14 protein-coding genes are annotated in these 15,517 nt (G+C 46.7%); 7 read left to right on the top strand and 7 right to left on the bottom strand.

From position 1 onward, the window contains the following. Positions 1–9 precede the first annotated feature (9 nt). Together thiD and thiC are read left to right on the top strand one after the other, a co-directional pair. On the top strand, positions 10–819 hold the full coding sequence (gene thiD, locus DXC01_RS07210; protein ID WP_118252091.1) for a bifunctional hydroxymethylpyrimidine kinase/phosphomethylpyrimidine kinase: 810 nt from the start codon (positions 10–12) through the stop codon (positions 817–819). 35 nt (positions 820–854) lie between these two features. Beyond that, the gene (gene thiC / locus DXC01_RS07205; protein ID WP_022215358.1) at positions 855–2,165 is read left to right on the top strand and encodes a phosphomethylpyrimidine synthase ThiC; all 1,311 of its coding nucleotides are present in this window, start codon (positions 855–857) and stop codon (positions 2,163–2,165) included. 18 nt (positions 2,166–2,183) lie between these two features. On the opposite strand, the gene DXC01_RS07200 is transcribed toward thiC, so the two are convergent. The 3 genes from DXC01_RS07200 to DXC01_RS07190 all read right to left on the bottom strand — a co-directional run bounded on the left by DXC01_RS07200 (position 2,184) and on the right by DXC01_RS07190 (position 5,463). Further along, positions 2,184–3,446 (bottom strand): DUF11 domain-containing protein, encoded by a 1,263-nt coding sequence (locus DXC01_RS07200; protein ID WP_022215359.1) that lies wholly within the window; start codon positions 3,444–3,446, stop codon positions 2,184–2,186. 409 nt (positions 3,447–3,855) lie between these two features. Next, entirely contained in the window at positions 3,856–4,548 is a 693-nt protein-coding gene (locus tag DXC01_RS07195; protein ID WP_118698621.1) for a D-lyxose/D-mannose family sugar isomerase, read from the bottom strand. A gap of 21 nt (positions 4,549–4,569) precedes the next feature. Then, positions 4,570–5,463, bottom strand: a complete 894-nt coding sequence (locus tag DXC01_RS07190) for an aldose 1-epimerase family protein (protein ID WP_118698620.1) — start codon at positions 5,461–5,463, stop codon at positions 4,570–4,572. 144 nt (positions 5,464–5,607) lie between these two features. Between DXC01_RS07190 and arcC the strand changes: the two genes are divergently transcribed. The 3 genes from arcC to eutJ all read left to right on the top strand — a co-directional run bounded on the left by arcC (position 5,608) and on the right by eutJ (position 8,077). Then, entirely contained in the window at positions 5,608–6,540 is a 933-nt protein-coding gene (gene arcC, locus DXC01_RS07185) for a carbamate kinase (protein WP_022215362.1), read from the top strand. Between the two features lie 197 nt (positions 6,541–6,737). Continuing rightward, positions 6,738–7,061 (top strand): helix-turn-helix domain-containing protein, encoded by a 324-nt coding sequence (locus DXC01_RS07180; RefSeq protein ID WP_022215363.1) that lies wholly within the window; start codon positions 6,738–6,740, stop codon positions 7,059–7,061. A 176-nt stretch (positions 7,062–7,237) separates the two neighbouring features. Further along, positions 7,238–8,077: an ethanolamine utilization protein EutJ gene (gene eutJ, locus DXC01_RS07175; protein WP_022215364.1), complete on the top strand. Its 840-nt coding sequence runs from the start codon at positions 7,238–7,240 to the stop codon at positions 8,075–8,077. 89 nt (positions 8,078–8,166) lie between these two features. Here eutJ and nrdD read toward each other — a convergent pair whose 3' ends face one another. Next, positions 8,167–10,302 (bottom strand): anaerobic ribonucleoside-triphosphate reductase, encoded by a 2,136-nt coding sequence (nrdD, locus tag DXC01_RS07170; protein ID WP_118698619.1) that lies wholly within the window; start codon positions 10,300–10,302, stop codon positions 8,167–8,169. A gap of 346 nt (positions 10,303–10,648) precedes the next feature. On the opposite strand from nrdD, the gene asnA reads away from it, so the two are divergent. Then, positions 10,649–11,662, top strand: coding sequence for an aspartate--ammonia ligase (asnA, locus tag DXC01_RS07165; RefSeq protein WP_022215366.1), 1,014 nt, complete (start codon positions 10,649–10,651; stop codon positions 11,660–11,662). Between the two features lie 158 nt (positions 11,663–11,820). Beyond that, positions 11,821–12,267 carry a CBS domain-containing protein gene (locus tag DXC01_RS07160; protein ID WP_022215367.1) on the top strand — a complete coding sequence of 149 codons (447 nt, stop codon included), beginning with the start codon at positions 11,821–11,823 and terminating at the stop codon, positions 12,265–12,267. A gap of 94 nt (positions 12,268–12,361) precedes the next feature. Here the strand turns inward: DXC01_RS07160 and DXC01_RS07155 are convergent, their stop codons facing one another. The 3 genes from DXC01_RS07155 to DXC01_RS07145 form a co-directional block, all read right to left on the bottom strand. Continuing rightward, on the bottom strand, positions 12,362–13,801 hold the full coding sequence (locus DXC01_RS07155; RefSeq protein ID WP_118698618.1) for a M20 family metallopeptidase: 1,440 nt from the start codon (positions 13,799–13,801) through the stop codon (positions 12,362–12,364). Between the two features lie 91 nt (positions 13,802–13,892). Next, positions 13,893–14,669, bottom strand: coding sequence for an amino acid ABC transporter ATP-binding protein (locus DXC01_RS07150; RefSeq protein ID WP_022215369.1), 777 nt, complete (start codon positions 14,667–14,669; stop codon positions 13,893–13,895). After that, the gene (locus DXC01_RS07145) at positions 14,653–15,438 is read right to left on the bottom strand and encodes an amino acid ABC transporter permease (protein WP_022215370.1); all 786 of its coding nucleotides are present in this window, start codon (positions 15,436–15,438) and stop codon (positions 14,653–14,655) included. Before DXC01_RS07145 ends, DXC01_RS07150 begins: the two co-directional genes overlap by 17 nt. Positions 15,439–15,517: the final 79 nt, after the last annotated feature.

Here is a 15,517-nt window from a genome sequence, read left to right as displayed (position 1 = left end):
AGAACCACTATGAAAAAGAAAACAGTACTGACTATCGCAGGAAGCGATTCCAGCGGCGGCGCAGGCATTCAGGCGGATATCAAGGCGATCACCATGAACGGTGTCTACGCTTCCAGTGTGATCACTGCCCTGACTGCCCAGAACACTACCGGAGTATATGGGATTCTGGAAACACCGGCTGATTTTATCGCCGCACAGATGGATGCCGTATTTTCTGATATTTTCCCGGATGCCGTCAAGATCGGCATGCTTCCGTCCCCGGAGGCTATGGAATGTGTTGCTGCCAAACTCCGCCAGTACAAACCGGAACATATTGTCCTGGATCCGGTCATGGTGTCTACAAGCGGACATCGTCTGATGGAACCGGAAGCCGAAGAAACACTCAAGGCAGAACTTTTCCCGCTGGCAGAGCTCATCACACCGAATATCCCGGAGGCTGAGGTTCTGACCGGACTTCTCATCAATGATGACAGTTCCATGGAACACGCATGCCGGGAGCTTTTTGCAAGATTCCACTGTGCGATTCTTCTCAAAAGCGGACACAGAACCGACCATGCAAACGATCTCCTCTACACCGGAGACGAAACGCTCTGGATCAAAGGTGAACGTATTGACAATCCGAATTCACACGGAACAGGCTGCACGCTTTCCAGCACGATCGCAGCCAATCTCGCCAAGGGATATTCCCTCGGTGATGCTGTTGCCAAAGCCAAGGAATATCTTACAGAAGCACTCCGGGTAAACCTTGATCTCGGAAATGGTCACGGACCGGTAGACCATGCCCTCGGTGGACAGCATACTTCTTATTTTTACAATTAAACACTTTTAAATTTTACATAAACAGGAGGAAACTTATGACTCAGTATACAACTCAGATGGATGCCGCAAGAAAAGGCATCGTAACACCACAGATCAAAACCGTTGCAGAAAAGGAACACATGCCTGTAGAAAAAATGATGCAGCTCGTAGCAGAAGGTAAGGTTGCCATCTGTGCGAACAAACACCACACCTGCCTGAACCCGGAAGGTGTCGGAAGCATGCTCCGCACCAAGATCAATGTAAATCTTGGTGTATCCAGAGACTGCAAGGATTATGACATTGAAATGCAGAAAGTCATGAAAGCCGTAGACCTCGGTGCTGAAGCGATCATGGACCTCTCCAGCCATGGAAACACACAGCCATTCCGTCAGAAACTGACACATGAATGTCCGGCAATGATCGGAACTGTTCCGGTATATGACAGTGTCATCCACTATCAGAGAGACCTCTCTGAACTGACTGCTCATGATTTCATCGATGTGATCCGTCTGCACGCAGAAGATGGCGTTGACTTCGTTACTCTTCACTGTGGAATCACCCGCAAGACTATCGAACAGATCAAGAAGCACAAACGTAAAATGAATATCGTAAGCCGTGGCGGAAGCCTTGTCTTCGCATGGATGAGCATGACCGGCGAAGAAAACCCGTTCTATGAATACTTCGATGAGATCCTTGATATCTGTGAAGAGCATGATGTGACGATCTCCCTCGGAGATGCCTGCCGTCCGGGATGCCTTGCTGACGCTACTGATGTATGCCAGATTGAGGAGCTTGTCCGTCTTGGTGAGCTCACCAAACGCGCATGGGATCACAACGTACAGGTTATGGTCGAGGGACCGGGACACGTTCCTCTCGATCAGGTTGCAGCCAACATGAAAGTACAGCAGACTATCTGCATGGGTGCTCCATTCTATGTACTTGGACCTCTCGTTACAGATATCGCACCTGGCTATGACCACATCACAGCAGCGATCGGTGGTGCCGTTGCCGCTATGAACGGAGCTGCTTTCCTCTGCTATGTAACACCGGCTGAACATCTGGCACTTCCGAATGTTGATGATGTTAAACAGGGAATCATCGCTTCCAAGATCGCAGCCCATGCGGCAGATATCGCCAAAGGTATCCCGCACGCCAGAGATATCGATGACAAGATGGCTGATGCACGCCGTGTTCTTGACTGGGATGCACAGTTTGCCTGCGCCCTCGACCCGGAGACAGCCAAAGCGATCCGCGACGACCGTCTTCCGGAGGACGACCACAGTGATACCTGCAGTATGTGCGGTAAATTCTGTGCTGTTCGAAGCATGAACAAAGCTCTTGCAGGAGAACACATTGATATCCTGTAATCTGTAATCTTATTTAATCTAGTTTCGCATCCGGCTGCGCACCCAGCCAGCCGCGAGAAGGGAACCGGGGATCATCATGAGCCACAGGACAGGCTTCATGGGATCCCCGGTTTTTGGATGCGTGGAAGCTGCCTGCCCTTTTTTCTCTGCATTCTGGTTTGGTGCACCTTCATCTGAAACTGCCTCTGGTTCTGGTGTTGGTGTCTCTGCTGTCCTGTATACCTCGATCTCAGTCTTTGATGTTACTTTTCGTTCCCCTGTTTCTGTTGTTGTCACGCTGACCTCATTTACAAGTTTCTGGTCTTTCAGTTTCTCCGGAAGCGTCACCTCCGCCAGAAGCCCCACAGAACACCCTGGCTCGATCTTCTCGATCCGTGCTTTCGTCCTGGCTTTGTTCAGTACGATCCCTTCTGCTTCCAGAAACCGCACCGAAACATTCTGAAGCTGAAATTTTTCTGTCGTTACCACGGAGTGAAGTGTCCTCTCCCCGGTGTTTCGGATGCATATCTGAAAAGTGACTTTATCTCCCGGCACTGCCATTGTGCGGTCAGCCGTCTTTGTGACCTGAAAATCTGCTTTGAGCGGGAGGATTTCTGTCTCACTGCTTTGTTCCACTGAGACAAGGCTTCGAAGTTCGCCCGTTTCTTCCTCTTCATACTCTGCAGTTCCATTCAGATACAGGCAGATCTTTCCCGACTGTGTCTCTGGAAGCTGTACAGAAAAATAAAATTCTTTTTTTATCCCTGTTTCCAGCTTTTCCAGTTTCAGGTTCTTTTCCTGGATTTCTGCATCTTCCGCTTCTTCCCATGTTCCCTCCAGCGATGTATCCGAAAAAGTGCTCTGAAGACAGATGTTTTTGAGAGGACATTTGCCCGTGTTTTCCACTGAGATCGTATAGAGCAGTTCTTTCCCTGCTTTGATCTGGGTCTGCTGCGGGGTTATCCACATTTTGTACGATGGTGTCTGATCCTTTTCCTCCGAATCGGTGAACGGCGGTATATCTGTTGCAGTGGGAGATTCTGTAATTTCCGGTATTTCGGTTATTTCCAGAGTTTCCGCTGCTTCCATTGTCCTTATCTCATCCACCACTTCTGCCAAATCCAGCTCCTGTTCTGTCTCAGACTCTTCGGGCGGATTTATTTCTTCCGCATCTTCCAGAAAAATATCACTTTCCGCCAACTCTGCTCCCAGAACCGCACTCCCACTTCCCATCAGAAGCGAACAGGACATGATAAGGGCTGCACCTGTCATTTTCCAGTTTCTCCATATTTTATTTTTCATAAAAACATACTCCTTTTTACTCTGCTTTACTGTTGTTTCTGTCCAGGAATATGTTCACACAGTCATAGGCATCTCCCCTTCCGTTCTGTTTACAGATCTAATCAAAAATGGAATGTTTTCGTCGAACGACGATAAGAAAAAATAACTCTCAAATGGAATCCTGCGAAATAAGATTCCGACTTAATGAATGTAACATGTTCTGCTCATATATACAAGGATATCCTGTAATTATAAAATTTATTTAAGATTTATTTATAAAATTTCGATTTCTTTTAGAATCCGTACACAGTTTGCACACATTTATTTCTTATAATAGGTCTTGGATAGATGAATAACCACTCTCTATCTCCCCCCTCAAAAAAGTTAAGGAAACAGGTCGCCTGAGTTCAGGCGGCTTTTCCTTATGTCTTTATTTCTCCGGTGCAGGCGGGTATTCATTGCACAGAAGACGGTATGGCGGCTCGTCTTCCTCAATTTCCGGGAAACGACCTACTGGCGGTTCGAAGCGGTTGTCGGTATTGTCATCATTACACTGGCTGACTTCTCCGATCAGGACTGCACCTGTTCCCGGTTCTACTTCAAAATCATGGTACATTCCCTGCATAATGCTGATGCTCATTCCCGGTTCCAGGCGGACCTGCGTGCCTGCCGGAACTACTCTGGTCTCTCCGTCGATATGGACTGTCACATCATTCTGCTTATCAATAGACTCATCCGGCAGAGAATTAAAAACACGGATCAGGATGTTTCCACCGCCTCTGTTGATGATATCCTCCATCTTGTACCAGTGAAAATGATTCGGAGCGTACTGTCCCTCTTTTAAATAGAGAAATTTTTCTGCGTATGGTTTTTTATATTTATCCTGCATCTTAAGATTTCCGTTACGGATCGTAAACAGTGAAAATCCTACTTCATCAAACTTTCCGAGACCATAATCTGTGATATCCCATCCCAGCATGTTGTCACGGATCTCATCAAACTCATGCCCCTTTGATTTCCATTCTTCCGGCGTGAAATCTGCAAACTTCGGAAGGAAATATCGATATTCCCTCAGCATATTTTCCAAGTCTTTTAATGCTTTGTTGATTTCTGATCTTTTCATAACTGCCGTCTCCTTTTTGTATTATTTTATCCTATCTAGTGTAGTGAGCATAATGCTCCATATGTTTCTGTACTCTTCTCCAGATTTCAAAGCATGCAGGTTCTTCTGTTTCTCCAAATCTTCTACGATATTTTTGCGGGAAGGAAGGGAACTCCATGGTTCTACACACATATAATCTACTTCCGCATGTGGCCAGTGCCAGAATCCCAGATAATCCATATTCGGAAATGCAACTCGAATCTCTTTCTCGCCTTTTTCACTGTTGATCCTTATTTCTTCTGGCATATTTTTTAATACGATCGCATCATTGTCGAACAATGTATGTTCCAGATTCAGGTATCGCCCCTGTACAAGCTGCAATGGTTCATCCTTTTCCAGTACAAAACAGTCCTCTGAAAGAAGGATGCGGCGTGGTTTGGCTCCCTCGCCAAAATCAATTCGATAATCTTCAAATTTCAGGTCATCTTCAAACGGGATCTGAAAACCCGGATGTCCTCCGATGCCAAAATATATGGTTTTGTCATCTGTATTTTTTACAAGATAAGTAATCGAAATTTTTTCATTTTCCAGTTTCCATGTAATATCCAGCACAAATTTAAACGGATATTGTCTTTCCGTTTCCGGTGAATCCTCCAGTCTCAGTGTCAGTTCCTCTTCTTTGTGTTCCACCAGGTTCAGCTCTGCAGTTGGAAGAAATCCATGTATATCCATATGATACGTCTGTCCCTGGTATGTATAACTCTGATCGGTCATCCTTCCTATATAAGGAAAAAGATTCGGTCCTCTGTCTGTCCATGTTGCAGCATCCCCCTGCCAGAGATATTCTCTGCCCTGTGCGTCACGGATCGACTGAAATTCCCCTCCTCTGGATGATATCTCCAGAGTTAGTTTCTGATTTTTGATTGTATAGTTCATGCTTTTAACCTCCTATTCTGTCAGTATATCATGCCAAGGGGATGTATTCTATCTTTTTATTGCAATTCCACGCCCATTCTTTTATAATATAGATAATTATTCACACCAAGTTATACCAAAACTGAAAAGAAACGAGGAATCCATATGAGCGAAAAAACCGTAGTTGTTGCTCTTGGTCACAAAGCCCTTGGCACAACACTTCCAGAACAGAAACTTGCTACCAGAGAAACTGCTAAAGCAATTGCAGATCTTGTAGAAGAAGGCACACGTGTTGTCATCTCCCACAGTAACGGACCACAGGTCGGCATGATCCACACAGCAATGAATGAATTCGGTAAAGCACATCCGGATTACACTTTTGCTCCGATGTCTGTCTGCTCTGCCATGAGCCAGGGTTACATCGGATATGACCTCCAGAATGCGATCCGTGCTGAGCTCATCTCCCGCGGTATTTACAAACCGGTTGCCACGATCCTGACCCAGGTTGTTATCGATCCATACGATGATGCTTTCGGTGAACCTGAGAAGGTGATCGGTCGTGTCCTCAACGCAGAGGAAGCGGAGGCAGAGGAAGATAAGGGTAACTTTGTTACCGAGACTGCACCTGGCGAATACCGCCGTATCCTTGCAGCTCCGAAGCCGCAGCGCATCGTCGAGATCGAGACAGTACGTGCCCTTACAGATGCCGGTCAGGTCGTGATCGCAGCCGGCGGCGGCGGAATTCCTGTTATGGAACAGGGAATCAACCTCCATGGTGCAAGTGCCATCATTGAGAAGGATTTTGCAAGCGGACTTCTTGCAGAGGAGCTGAACGCAGATACTCTTCTGATCCTCACTAGTGTTGAGAAAGTCAGCCTCAACAAAGATACTGACCATGAAACCTACCTCGGTGCGCTTTCCGCAGAAGAAGCACAGAAATACATCGATGAAGGTCAGTTTGCTGCAGGCTCCATGCTTCCTAAGATCGAGGCAGGTCTTTCCTTCCTCAGCAAAGGCGAAAACCGCCGTGCGATCATCACGGACATCGCTCACGCCAAAGACGGCTACAGAGAAAAAACCGGAACTATCCTCAAATAATTACGGTATATCCCCCAACCATATCAGAACGCTGCCCTGTGCATCCCGTGCAGGCGGCGTTCTTCTTTTGTGCATCGTATCAGCGTGTCATTTGTGTCGTTTAATCTAATCTTTCCACTTAGGCACTATTTCGTTAATATATATAGGAAGTATTTACTAGTTTTTTACACGCACAAATGACGATGAGGTGACTTATAATGACAGAATTAAATCCTTTGGATCGTATCCAGGAATTATGTGATGAGCGTAACTGGTCTTACTATCAACTGGCGAAAGTATCCGGAATCGCGTATTCCACGCTCAGTACAATGATAAACAAACATAATATGCCTTCCCTTCCTACTCTGCAGAAACTCTGCTCCGGGTTCGGCATCTCCATTACCGACTTTTTTGATCCAGGAAACAGCAGCAAAGGGCTTACTTCTGACCAGGCACAGTGTCTGAAACTTTTTACTGCACTGAGTCCGGAGGACAAAACTCTGGCGATCACCTATATGAAGGGACTGTCAAAAACCTTATAAAACCATCCAGATCCTGCATTTACGGGCTGCCATGTTACTGGCAGCTCTTTTTTGTCTCTCTCCAAAGCAGTCGCACAATTTTCAAAGTTTTCTCCTCCATTCATTGTTTTTTTCTGTCATTTCCTATATAATAAATAGCAGATTCGATATTTTTTCGCAGAAATGGAGTAGCAAAAATGGAACTAAAAAACAGAACTTTATCTAATTTTGCAGAACTGGTGCGGACCGGCGAATGCAAAAATTACCGTGGCAGGCTCAAAGTCGGCGTTGACCTTGGTACTGCTAATACCGTACTTGCTGTTGTGGACAGCAACAACCGCCCGATTGCCGGAGCTTCTGCTCCTTCCCATGCGATCCGTGACGGTGTGATCGTCAATTATTATGAATCCGTTCAGCTTGTCACCAAACTTAAAAATGAGCTTGAAGAAAAACTCGGCACGGAGCTTCTCTACGGTGCCGCAGCGATCCCTCCAGGAGTTTCCGAGGGCAGTATCAAAAGCATCGGCTATGTCCTCGAAGGAGCCGGTTTTGAAGTAACCAACATCGTAGATGAACCGACTGCTGCTTCTGCCGTGCTCAAGATCACTGACGGTGCAGTTGTCGATGTCGGCGGCGGCACTACCGGAATCAGCATCCTCAAGGATGGCAAGGTCATCTATACCGACGATGAGGCAACAGGCGGAAGCCACATGACCATGACCGTTGCAGGTCATTACAAGATTCCTTACGAGGACGCTGAAGTTCTCAAGACTGACCCTGAAAAGGAAGCTGAGATTTTTCCTGTTATCAAGGCTACTGTTGAGAAGATGGCAACAATCACCGAAAGATTTCTCCAGGGATATGAGGTCCCTGCGGTTTACGTCGTAGGCGGTTCTGCCAGCTTCAAAGAATTCACGACCGTATTCGAGAAGAAACTCAAACTTCCGGTCTACCGTCCTGTCCACCCGCTTCTTGTAACACCACTTGGCATCGCTTACTACTGCGAGCTGCCGCCGGTAACACCTAAGAAGAAATAAATTTCTCCTTATATACCAAAAAGAGTACAGACATGACTTTCACTTTCGTCATATCTGTACTCTTTTTGTATACTTAAAACTCTATCTGCTTACATAGATTTACGCTCTGCGATCTCGGCCATCTTCGCTTCATTCAATCGTGTGTCACCATGAACACGGCTATAGGAAAGATATCCGTTCATACGGTCGATCTTTGTCAGGTTACGTGAGCCGCATACCGGGCATACGTCCATTTCCAGCTCCTGGTGACCGCAGTCATCGCAGTAAGCCAGAGAAAGGTTTACACCCTCATAATAGCCCAGGTCCATCGCTCTGCGGATCAGGGTACGGATGGCTTCTTTGTTGTAGCCGATCGGATAACGGACATACTGGATCTTACCGCCGTTGCAGAGTTCCCAAAAACGTCCCTCCAGATCCTGTTTCTCAATCGGAGTCACATCCTCGGTAACATGGCAGTGGAAGCTATTGCTGACATACGGTCTGTCAGAAACACCCTCTACGATTCCATACATCTTGCGGAACTGCTCAACCTGAAGACCACAGAGGCTCTCTGCCGGTGTTCCGTAGATCGCATAGAGGTATCCGTCCTCCTGCTTGAACTGGTTTACTTTGGCATTGATATATTTCAGTACTTCCAGTGCAAACTGTCCATCCTCGCGGATAGATTTGCCGTTGTAAAGCTCCTGAAGCTCATTCAGGGCTGTGATCCCGAAGGAAGCTGTCATCGGTTTGAGGATCTTGCCGATCTTTTCGTTCGGTTTGAGATGACCGCCGTAGAAACCGCCCTCACAGTAAGCAAGCGGGTTCGTGGATGCTCTCATCTGTCCCAGGTACTCATAGGTGCGGATGTGGAGATTTCGGATCATCTGCAGGTAAAAATCAAGAACCTCGTAAAAATCTCTGCTCTCTGCTCTTGCTTTCGCCAGGATCATCGGAAGATGAAGACTGACTGCACCGATATTGAAACGTCCTACAAATACAGGCTTGTCATTCTCATCTGCCGGATACATGCCGCCTCTCTCATACCATGGACTTAAGAATGCACGGCATCCCATCGGGCTGATAACCTTGCCATACTGCTTGTACATGCTTGCGATATAGCCCTTGCCAGTCAGAGAAAGCCAGTCCGGATACATGGTCTTGGAGGAGCAGTCAACGCCCTCCTCAAAGATGTCCTCGCACGGTTTGCCCGGTCCATGAAGATTCTCATCATACAGAAATACGATCTTAGGGAAAAGAACCGGCTTCTTATGGCCTTTCTTACCCTGACCGCCCTTGTGCACCTGCAGAAGAGAAATATTACACATCTTCTCGAACTGACCTGTACCAAGTCCGAGTGTCACAGTAACAAACGGATAGTCACCACGGGAAGAACCTACCGTATTCAGCTTGTACTCGATTCCCTGCCATCCCTGATCAAAATCTCTCCGGACTTTGTCCAGCGCGTACTCGATAGCTCTCTCTTCTCTGCCGGTCCAGTTCTCATCGGAGTATTTCATAAATTCGCTGACGTATTTGTCATAACTCTTCTGTGCGTATGGTCCGAGGATCTTGTCGACCTCCGGCACTGTAAAGCCACCGTACTGCTGTGCTGCTGTACTCAGGATGATATCACCCATGACATCAAATGCAGTATCCAGTGTCTTCGGCTCGTTGTACCAGACATTCCCCATCTCGAAACCGCCGCTTAAAACTGCCCCCACATCAAACAGGCAGCAGTTCATCGTGTCCAGTCGTGCAGACTGATCGTGAATATAGATGTATCCGTCCTTGCATGCCTGCAGCTCATTGCGGTTCATAAAAAACTTCCTGTATAATTCCTTGTTCAGTTCGTTAAAGATCAGGCTTCTCTTGGTAGCAACAAGAGCGCTGTCTGTATTTGCATTACTCTTGTCACCGATATAGCGGATTGCCTGGCTCTTGGTATAGACATCATCCATCATATGGATAAAATCCAGCTTGTAGTTGCGGTAATCACGGTAGCTCTTGGCAACCGCCGGATTCACACGCTCCAGTGCGCCCTCTACGATATTGTGCATCTCCTGGATCTCGATCTCATTCTTTCCAAGAGAATCTGCATGTTCCTGCGCGAACTGGCAGATAAATTCCTTCTCTTCATCTGAAAATTTATAAAGAATACGTGCGGCTGATTTATTTACCGCCTTGACGATCTTCTGCGGATCAAATTCTTCTCTTGTGCCGTCTTTTTTGATTACATAGATCATACCTTTGTCTCTCCTGTTTGCTATAATATAAGGCTTTTCTATTCTTTTCGCCTTCCCCATATCTTGTATTGCTTATGAGAGTATACCACAACATCATGTAAAATAAAAGGGGATATTTCATTTTTTATTGTCTGAAATTTCCCCTTGTTTTTGCCATATTCTGAACATTTGTTTGCACCGCATAAAGTCACCTGTGGACCGTCATCCAAACATCATTTACGTGGTCAGATCATGCGGACAGTAACATTTATTTTAGACTCATTTTCAAAATAATGCAAGGTTAAAATTGCAATACAGAAAATTTCTTGCTATAATTAAGCCTAGTAAAATTTGAGGAGGAAATATTATGGATGAAATTAAAATCCCTGCCGGTTATCATTCAGATCTGAGTCTGCATGATACACAGGTTGCAATTAAAACAGTCAAAGACTTTTTCCAGCAGACCCTCGCCCAGAAGCTGAATCTTCTTCGTGTTTCTGCACCGGTTTTTGTATCCCCGTCTTCAGGTCTCAACGATAACCTGAATGGCGTAGAACGTCCTGTAAGCTTTGACATCAAAGGACAGGAAGAAAAAGAAAACGCTGAGATCGTACACTCCCTTGCCAAATGGAAACGCTACGCACTCAAAAAATATGGCTTCGCTCACGGCGAAGGACTGTATACTGACATGATCGCGATCCGTCGTGATGAAGATCTCGACAACATCCACTCCGTCTATGTAGACCAGTGGGATTGGGAGAAGATCATCTCCAAAGAAGAACGTACCATGGAAACTCTGATCAACACCGTTCGCTCCATCTACAGCGTTCTCCGCAAGACAGAGAAATACATGGCTGTCCAGTATGACTACATTGAAGAGATTCTTCCTAAAGAAATCGCTTTCGTTTCCACTCAGGAACTGGTTGACATGTATCCTGATCTGACACCAAAGGAAAGAGAATACAAGATCGTCAAGGAGAAAGGTGCTGTCTTTCTTATGCAGGTTGGTAAGACCTTATCCAACGGAGAGCGTCACGATGGACGTGCCCCGGACTACGATGACTGGGAACTGAACGGAGATATCCTTGTATACTATCCGGTTCTTGATATCGCTCTGGAGCTTTCTTCTATGGGTATCCGTGTTGATGAGGATTCTCTTGACTCCCAGCTCACAGAAGCAGGCTGTGACGACCGCAGAGAGCTTCCATTCCAGAAAGCGATCCTTAACAAAGAACTGCCATATACCATCGGCGGCGGTATCGGCCAGTCCCGTATCTGTATGTTCTTCCTCCGCAAAGCTCATATCGGTGAAGTACATGTATCCATCTGGCCGGAATCTGTGCGCAAAGCAGCAGAGGAAGGCGGAGTAAATCTGCTGTAAAACCTTCTTATTTTTCAGGATTTATAGTGATTTTTCACCAATTTTTAATATTTAAACAATTGACATTCTGTACCCTGCATACTATCATAATAAGAGCATCTGAACTATAAACCAAGCCAGATACACTGAATGAGTATAGAAAGACAGAGGTACTGATTGTGAATATTTTGTTTTTTTTAACACCTAAGAGTGACGTTGCTTATATATTTGAGGACGAAACACTTCGTCAGACCGTCGAGAAGATGGAGCACCGAAAATTCTCCTGTATCCCAATCCTTAACAAAGAGGGTAAATACACCGGAACGATCTCCGAGGGAGATCTTCTGTGGGGAATCAAGCGTCTCAACATCAATATCACAGACCTGAAGCAGATGGAGGATGTTTCCATCATGGCGATCCCGCGCCGTGCCACTTACAAGCCGGTTCATGCGGACGCAGATATGGAGGATCTTCTGGATCGTGCCATCAACCAGAACTATGTTCCTGTCATAGATGACAAGGGGTCTTTTATTGGCATCATCACCCGTAAGGAGATCATCAAATACTGTTATAAGGAAATGAAGGAATTAAGTGCCCTTCGTGCCCAAATGGAAGAAGCCGAATAACAGGATTTTATTCCGTAATCAAATAGAACCGGTTTCCCGTGTGCTTTATCCTGCACCGGAGCCGGTTCTTTTTTATCTTCTTTTATCGTCCAGATCAGTCCGGGATGACCGGCACTGCATCTTTCGGGATCGGGCATACATATCCATCTTTTGTACGTTTTTCAAACTCTGCTCTTGCTTCATCCAGAAGTGAAGTATCTTCAAACAGATCGATCGCGGTCGCTGCGAGGACTTTTCCTGCACACAGGGCCGCTTTATGACCGATCTCTGTGCGGTCACAGGAAACATTCTGCCAGCTGTGTCCCGGGCAGCCGTTTGGCCATGCCGCAACGTGGATCTGTGCTGTCGGGGTCAGCCAGCTTACATCTCCAACATCCGTAGACCCTGCTTTGAACGCATCTTTCTGATAGAGAGGTGTCAGGAATGCATTCATTGCATGTCCATATTCTTTCTGCATCTTCTCCACCTGTTCTTTCGCTTCCTCGTCGTTTTCTGCCGCAACACCAGGAACCGCGCTGTGATCGTAGGTTTCTACGAGTGCATCTGCGAAAGCATTCTCCTCGTCTGTGTACTGCGGAACGCCCAGTTCTTTGAAGTTTTTATAGAGGACGCGCTCAAGGGCAAAGTTGCTCACGGTATCGGCGAGTCCGTCGATAAATTTCTTCTCGTAAGTAGTCTCCGTCATCAGAGCCGCGCCTTCTGCGATCTTGTCGACACGTTTCTGGAGTTCTACCGCCTCAGCCACATGATTGGAACGTACCATATAGAGGACGCTTGCACGAGGCTGTACCACGTTCGGGCTGCATCCGCCTGCGTCTGTGATCGCATAATGGATCCTTGCCTTGTCGCTCATATGCTCTCTCAAAAACTGCACGCCAATATTCATAAGTTCTACTGCATCAAGGGCGCTTCGTCCCATCTCCGGGGCTCCTGCCGCGTGAGAGGCGATTCCTGTAAACTTGTACTGTGTCTGGATACAGGAGTTGGAGGAACCGGTTGCAACTTCATTGACGTCTTCCGGATGCCAGGTAAGGGCTGCGTCGAGTTTTTTCCAGACTCCGTCACGCGCCATGAATGCCTTTGCAGCACCGCCCTCTTCTCCCGGGCAGCCATAGAGGATCACGGTTCCGGAAATGTCATTTTTCTCAAGATATGCTTTCACTCCAAGTGCTGCCGCAAAAGCTCCTGCACCAAGGATGTTATGTCCGCATCCATGGCCGTTACCGCCGACGTGGATCTCTTTTCGCTCAGTTGCACCTGCTTCCTGAGAAAGCCCTGAAAGCGCGTCATACTCTGCGAGGATTCCGATATACGGACGTCCGTGGCCATAAGATGCCGCAAAAGCCGTCTCGATATTGCTGGTTCCACGCTCCACTTCGAATCCCTCTTTTTCCAGAGCTTCGCAGTAGGTTTCGGCTGACTTAAATTCCTGGAGGGAAAGCTCTGCAAATCCCCAGATCTTATCTGCGATACCGGTGATCAGAGATTTTTTTTCTTCGATCGTCTGCAGTGCAGACTGTTTTTCTGCTGTCATAATATAATACCTTCTTTCGACATGATTTATCTTTATTCACGAAAAGGCAACCAGAATCTTCCGGTTACCTTCTCGTTAATCTTTGTTGATTTTATAAAACTTTGGATAAAAATTCCTGCAGACGCGGGTTGCTCGGGTTATCAAAGATTTCTGACGGTGTTCCGTCTACGAGAAGTTTCCCGTCTGCCATAAAAAGTACACGGTTTCCAACCTCTCTTGCAAATCCCATCTCGTGTGTTACCACGACCATGGTCATGCCTTCCTTCGCAAGTTCTTTCATAACATCCAAAACCTCTCCTACCATCTCCGGGTCAAGTGCGGAAGTCGGCTCGTCAAACAGCATGACTTCCGGTTCCATTGCAAGTGCGCGGACGATCGCAACACGCTGTTTCTGTCCGCCGGAAAGCTGGATCGGATATGCATTGGCACGGTCAGCAAGTCCTACACGTGCAAGAAGCTCCAGAGCTTTTTTCTCGGCATCTTCTTTGGAAACACCTTTGACCTTCATAGGTGCCAGGGTCATGTTGTCAAGGATCGTCATATGCGGGAACAGGTTAAAATGCTGGAACACCATTCCCATTTTCTGACGAAGATCGTCGATGTTGAGCTTTACAGTCTTGCCGGAAGCGTCCTTGTATTTCTTCTTGGTGATATCCACACCGTTGAAGATGATCTCACCGTCTGTCGGCTCTTCCAGAAGGTTCAGGCTTCGAAGAAAAGTGGATTTACCGGAACCTGACGGTCCGATGACTACCATAACATCACCTTTGTTGATGTTGACTGTCACATCATCCAGAGCCTTGATCGCGCCCCTGTGATAATGTTTCTTGAGGTTTTTTACCTGGATCATACTATCGTTTGTCGCCATGGCTCATTCTCCTTTCGAAATATGCGATCAGTTTGGAGGTCGGGAAGCACAGGCAGAAATAGATCGCTGTTGCTACCAGCAGAGGCTCGATGATGATAAAGGTCGCACCTTTGACTGCGTTTACTGCAGACATGATATCCTGTACACCGATGGTGTATGTAATCGCAGATTCCTTGATGATAACAACGAATTCATTTGCAATCGCCGGAAGGATATTCTTGAGTGCCTGCGGAAGAATGATGTAACGCAGGTTCATTGTCTGAGAAAGTCCCAGAGAACGGGCTGCCTCTGTCTGTCCCTGATCGATGGACTGGATACCTGCACGGATGATCTCACAGAGGTAAGCACCGGAGTTCATTCCAAGTGCAACGACACCAGGGAAAAATCTGTTGAATTTGATAAATCCAAACATCTGGAAAGACGGAAGGTCGATCATTCCGAACACACCATAGTAGATGATGAAGATCTGTACCAGTACAGGTGTGGAACGAAGGATCTCAACGTATGCAGTTGCGATAAAAGAAAGGGGATTGAATTTTGAGAGCCATACCAGCGGTCCTCCCTCTCTCAGATGTCCATTACGGTCTACTGCGAGAGCGCGGAACGGACGGATGTTTGACATACGCATCAGCGCAAGGATCAGTGCGAGCACAAAACCGATCGCAACGGTGAACAGGGATAACAGTACAGTTACCAGAAGTCCCTGTCTGAACAGCTGTGCATATGGGGCAATTTTGCCAAAATTAGATAATTTAATAAAACTGTCCATAAAAATTCCTTTCTTAATAATGTAATAAATTGATCGTCAGCAAAATTCCTCCCCATCAGTTCTGGGGAGGAATCCATTA

The sequence above is a fragment of the Blautia sp. OM07-19 genome (assembly GCF_003481595.1).
Taxonomy (GTDB): domain Bacteria; phylum Bacillota; class Clostridia; order Lachnospirales; family Lachnospiraceae; genus Blautia_A; species Blautia_A intestinihominis.
The sequence above is the reverse complement of the archived record's forward strand: the minus strand, read 5'-3'. Positions and strand labels throughout refer to the sequence as shown.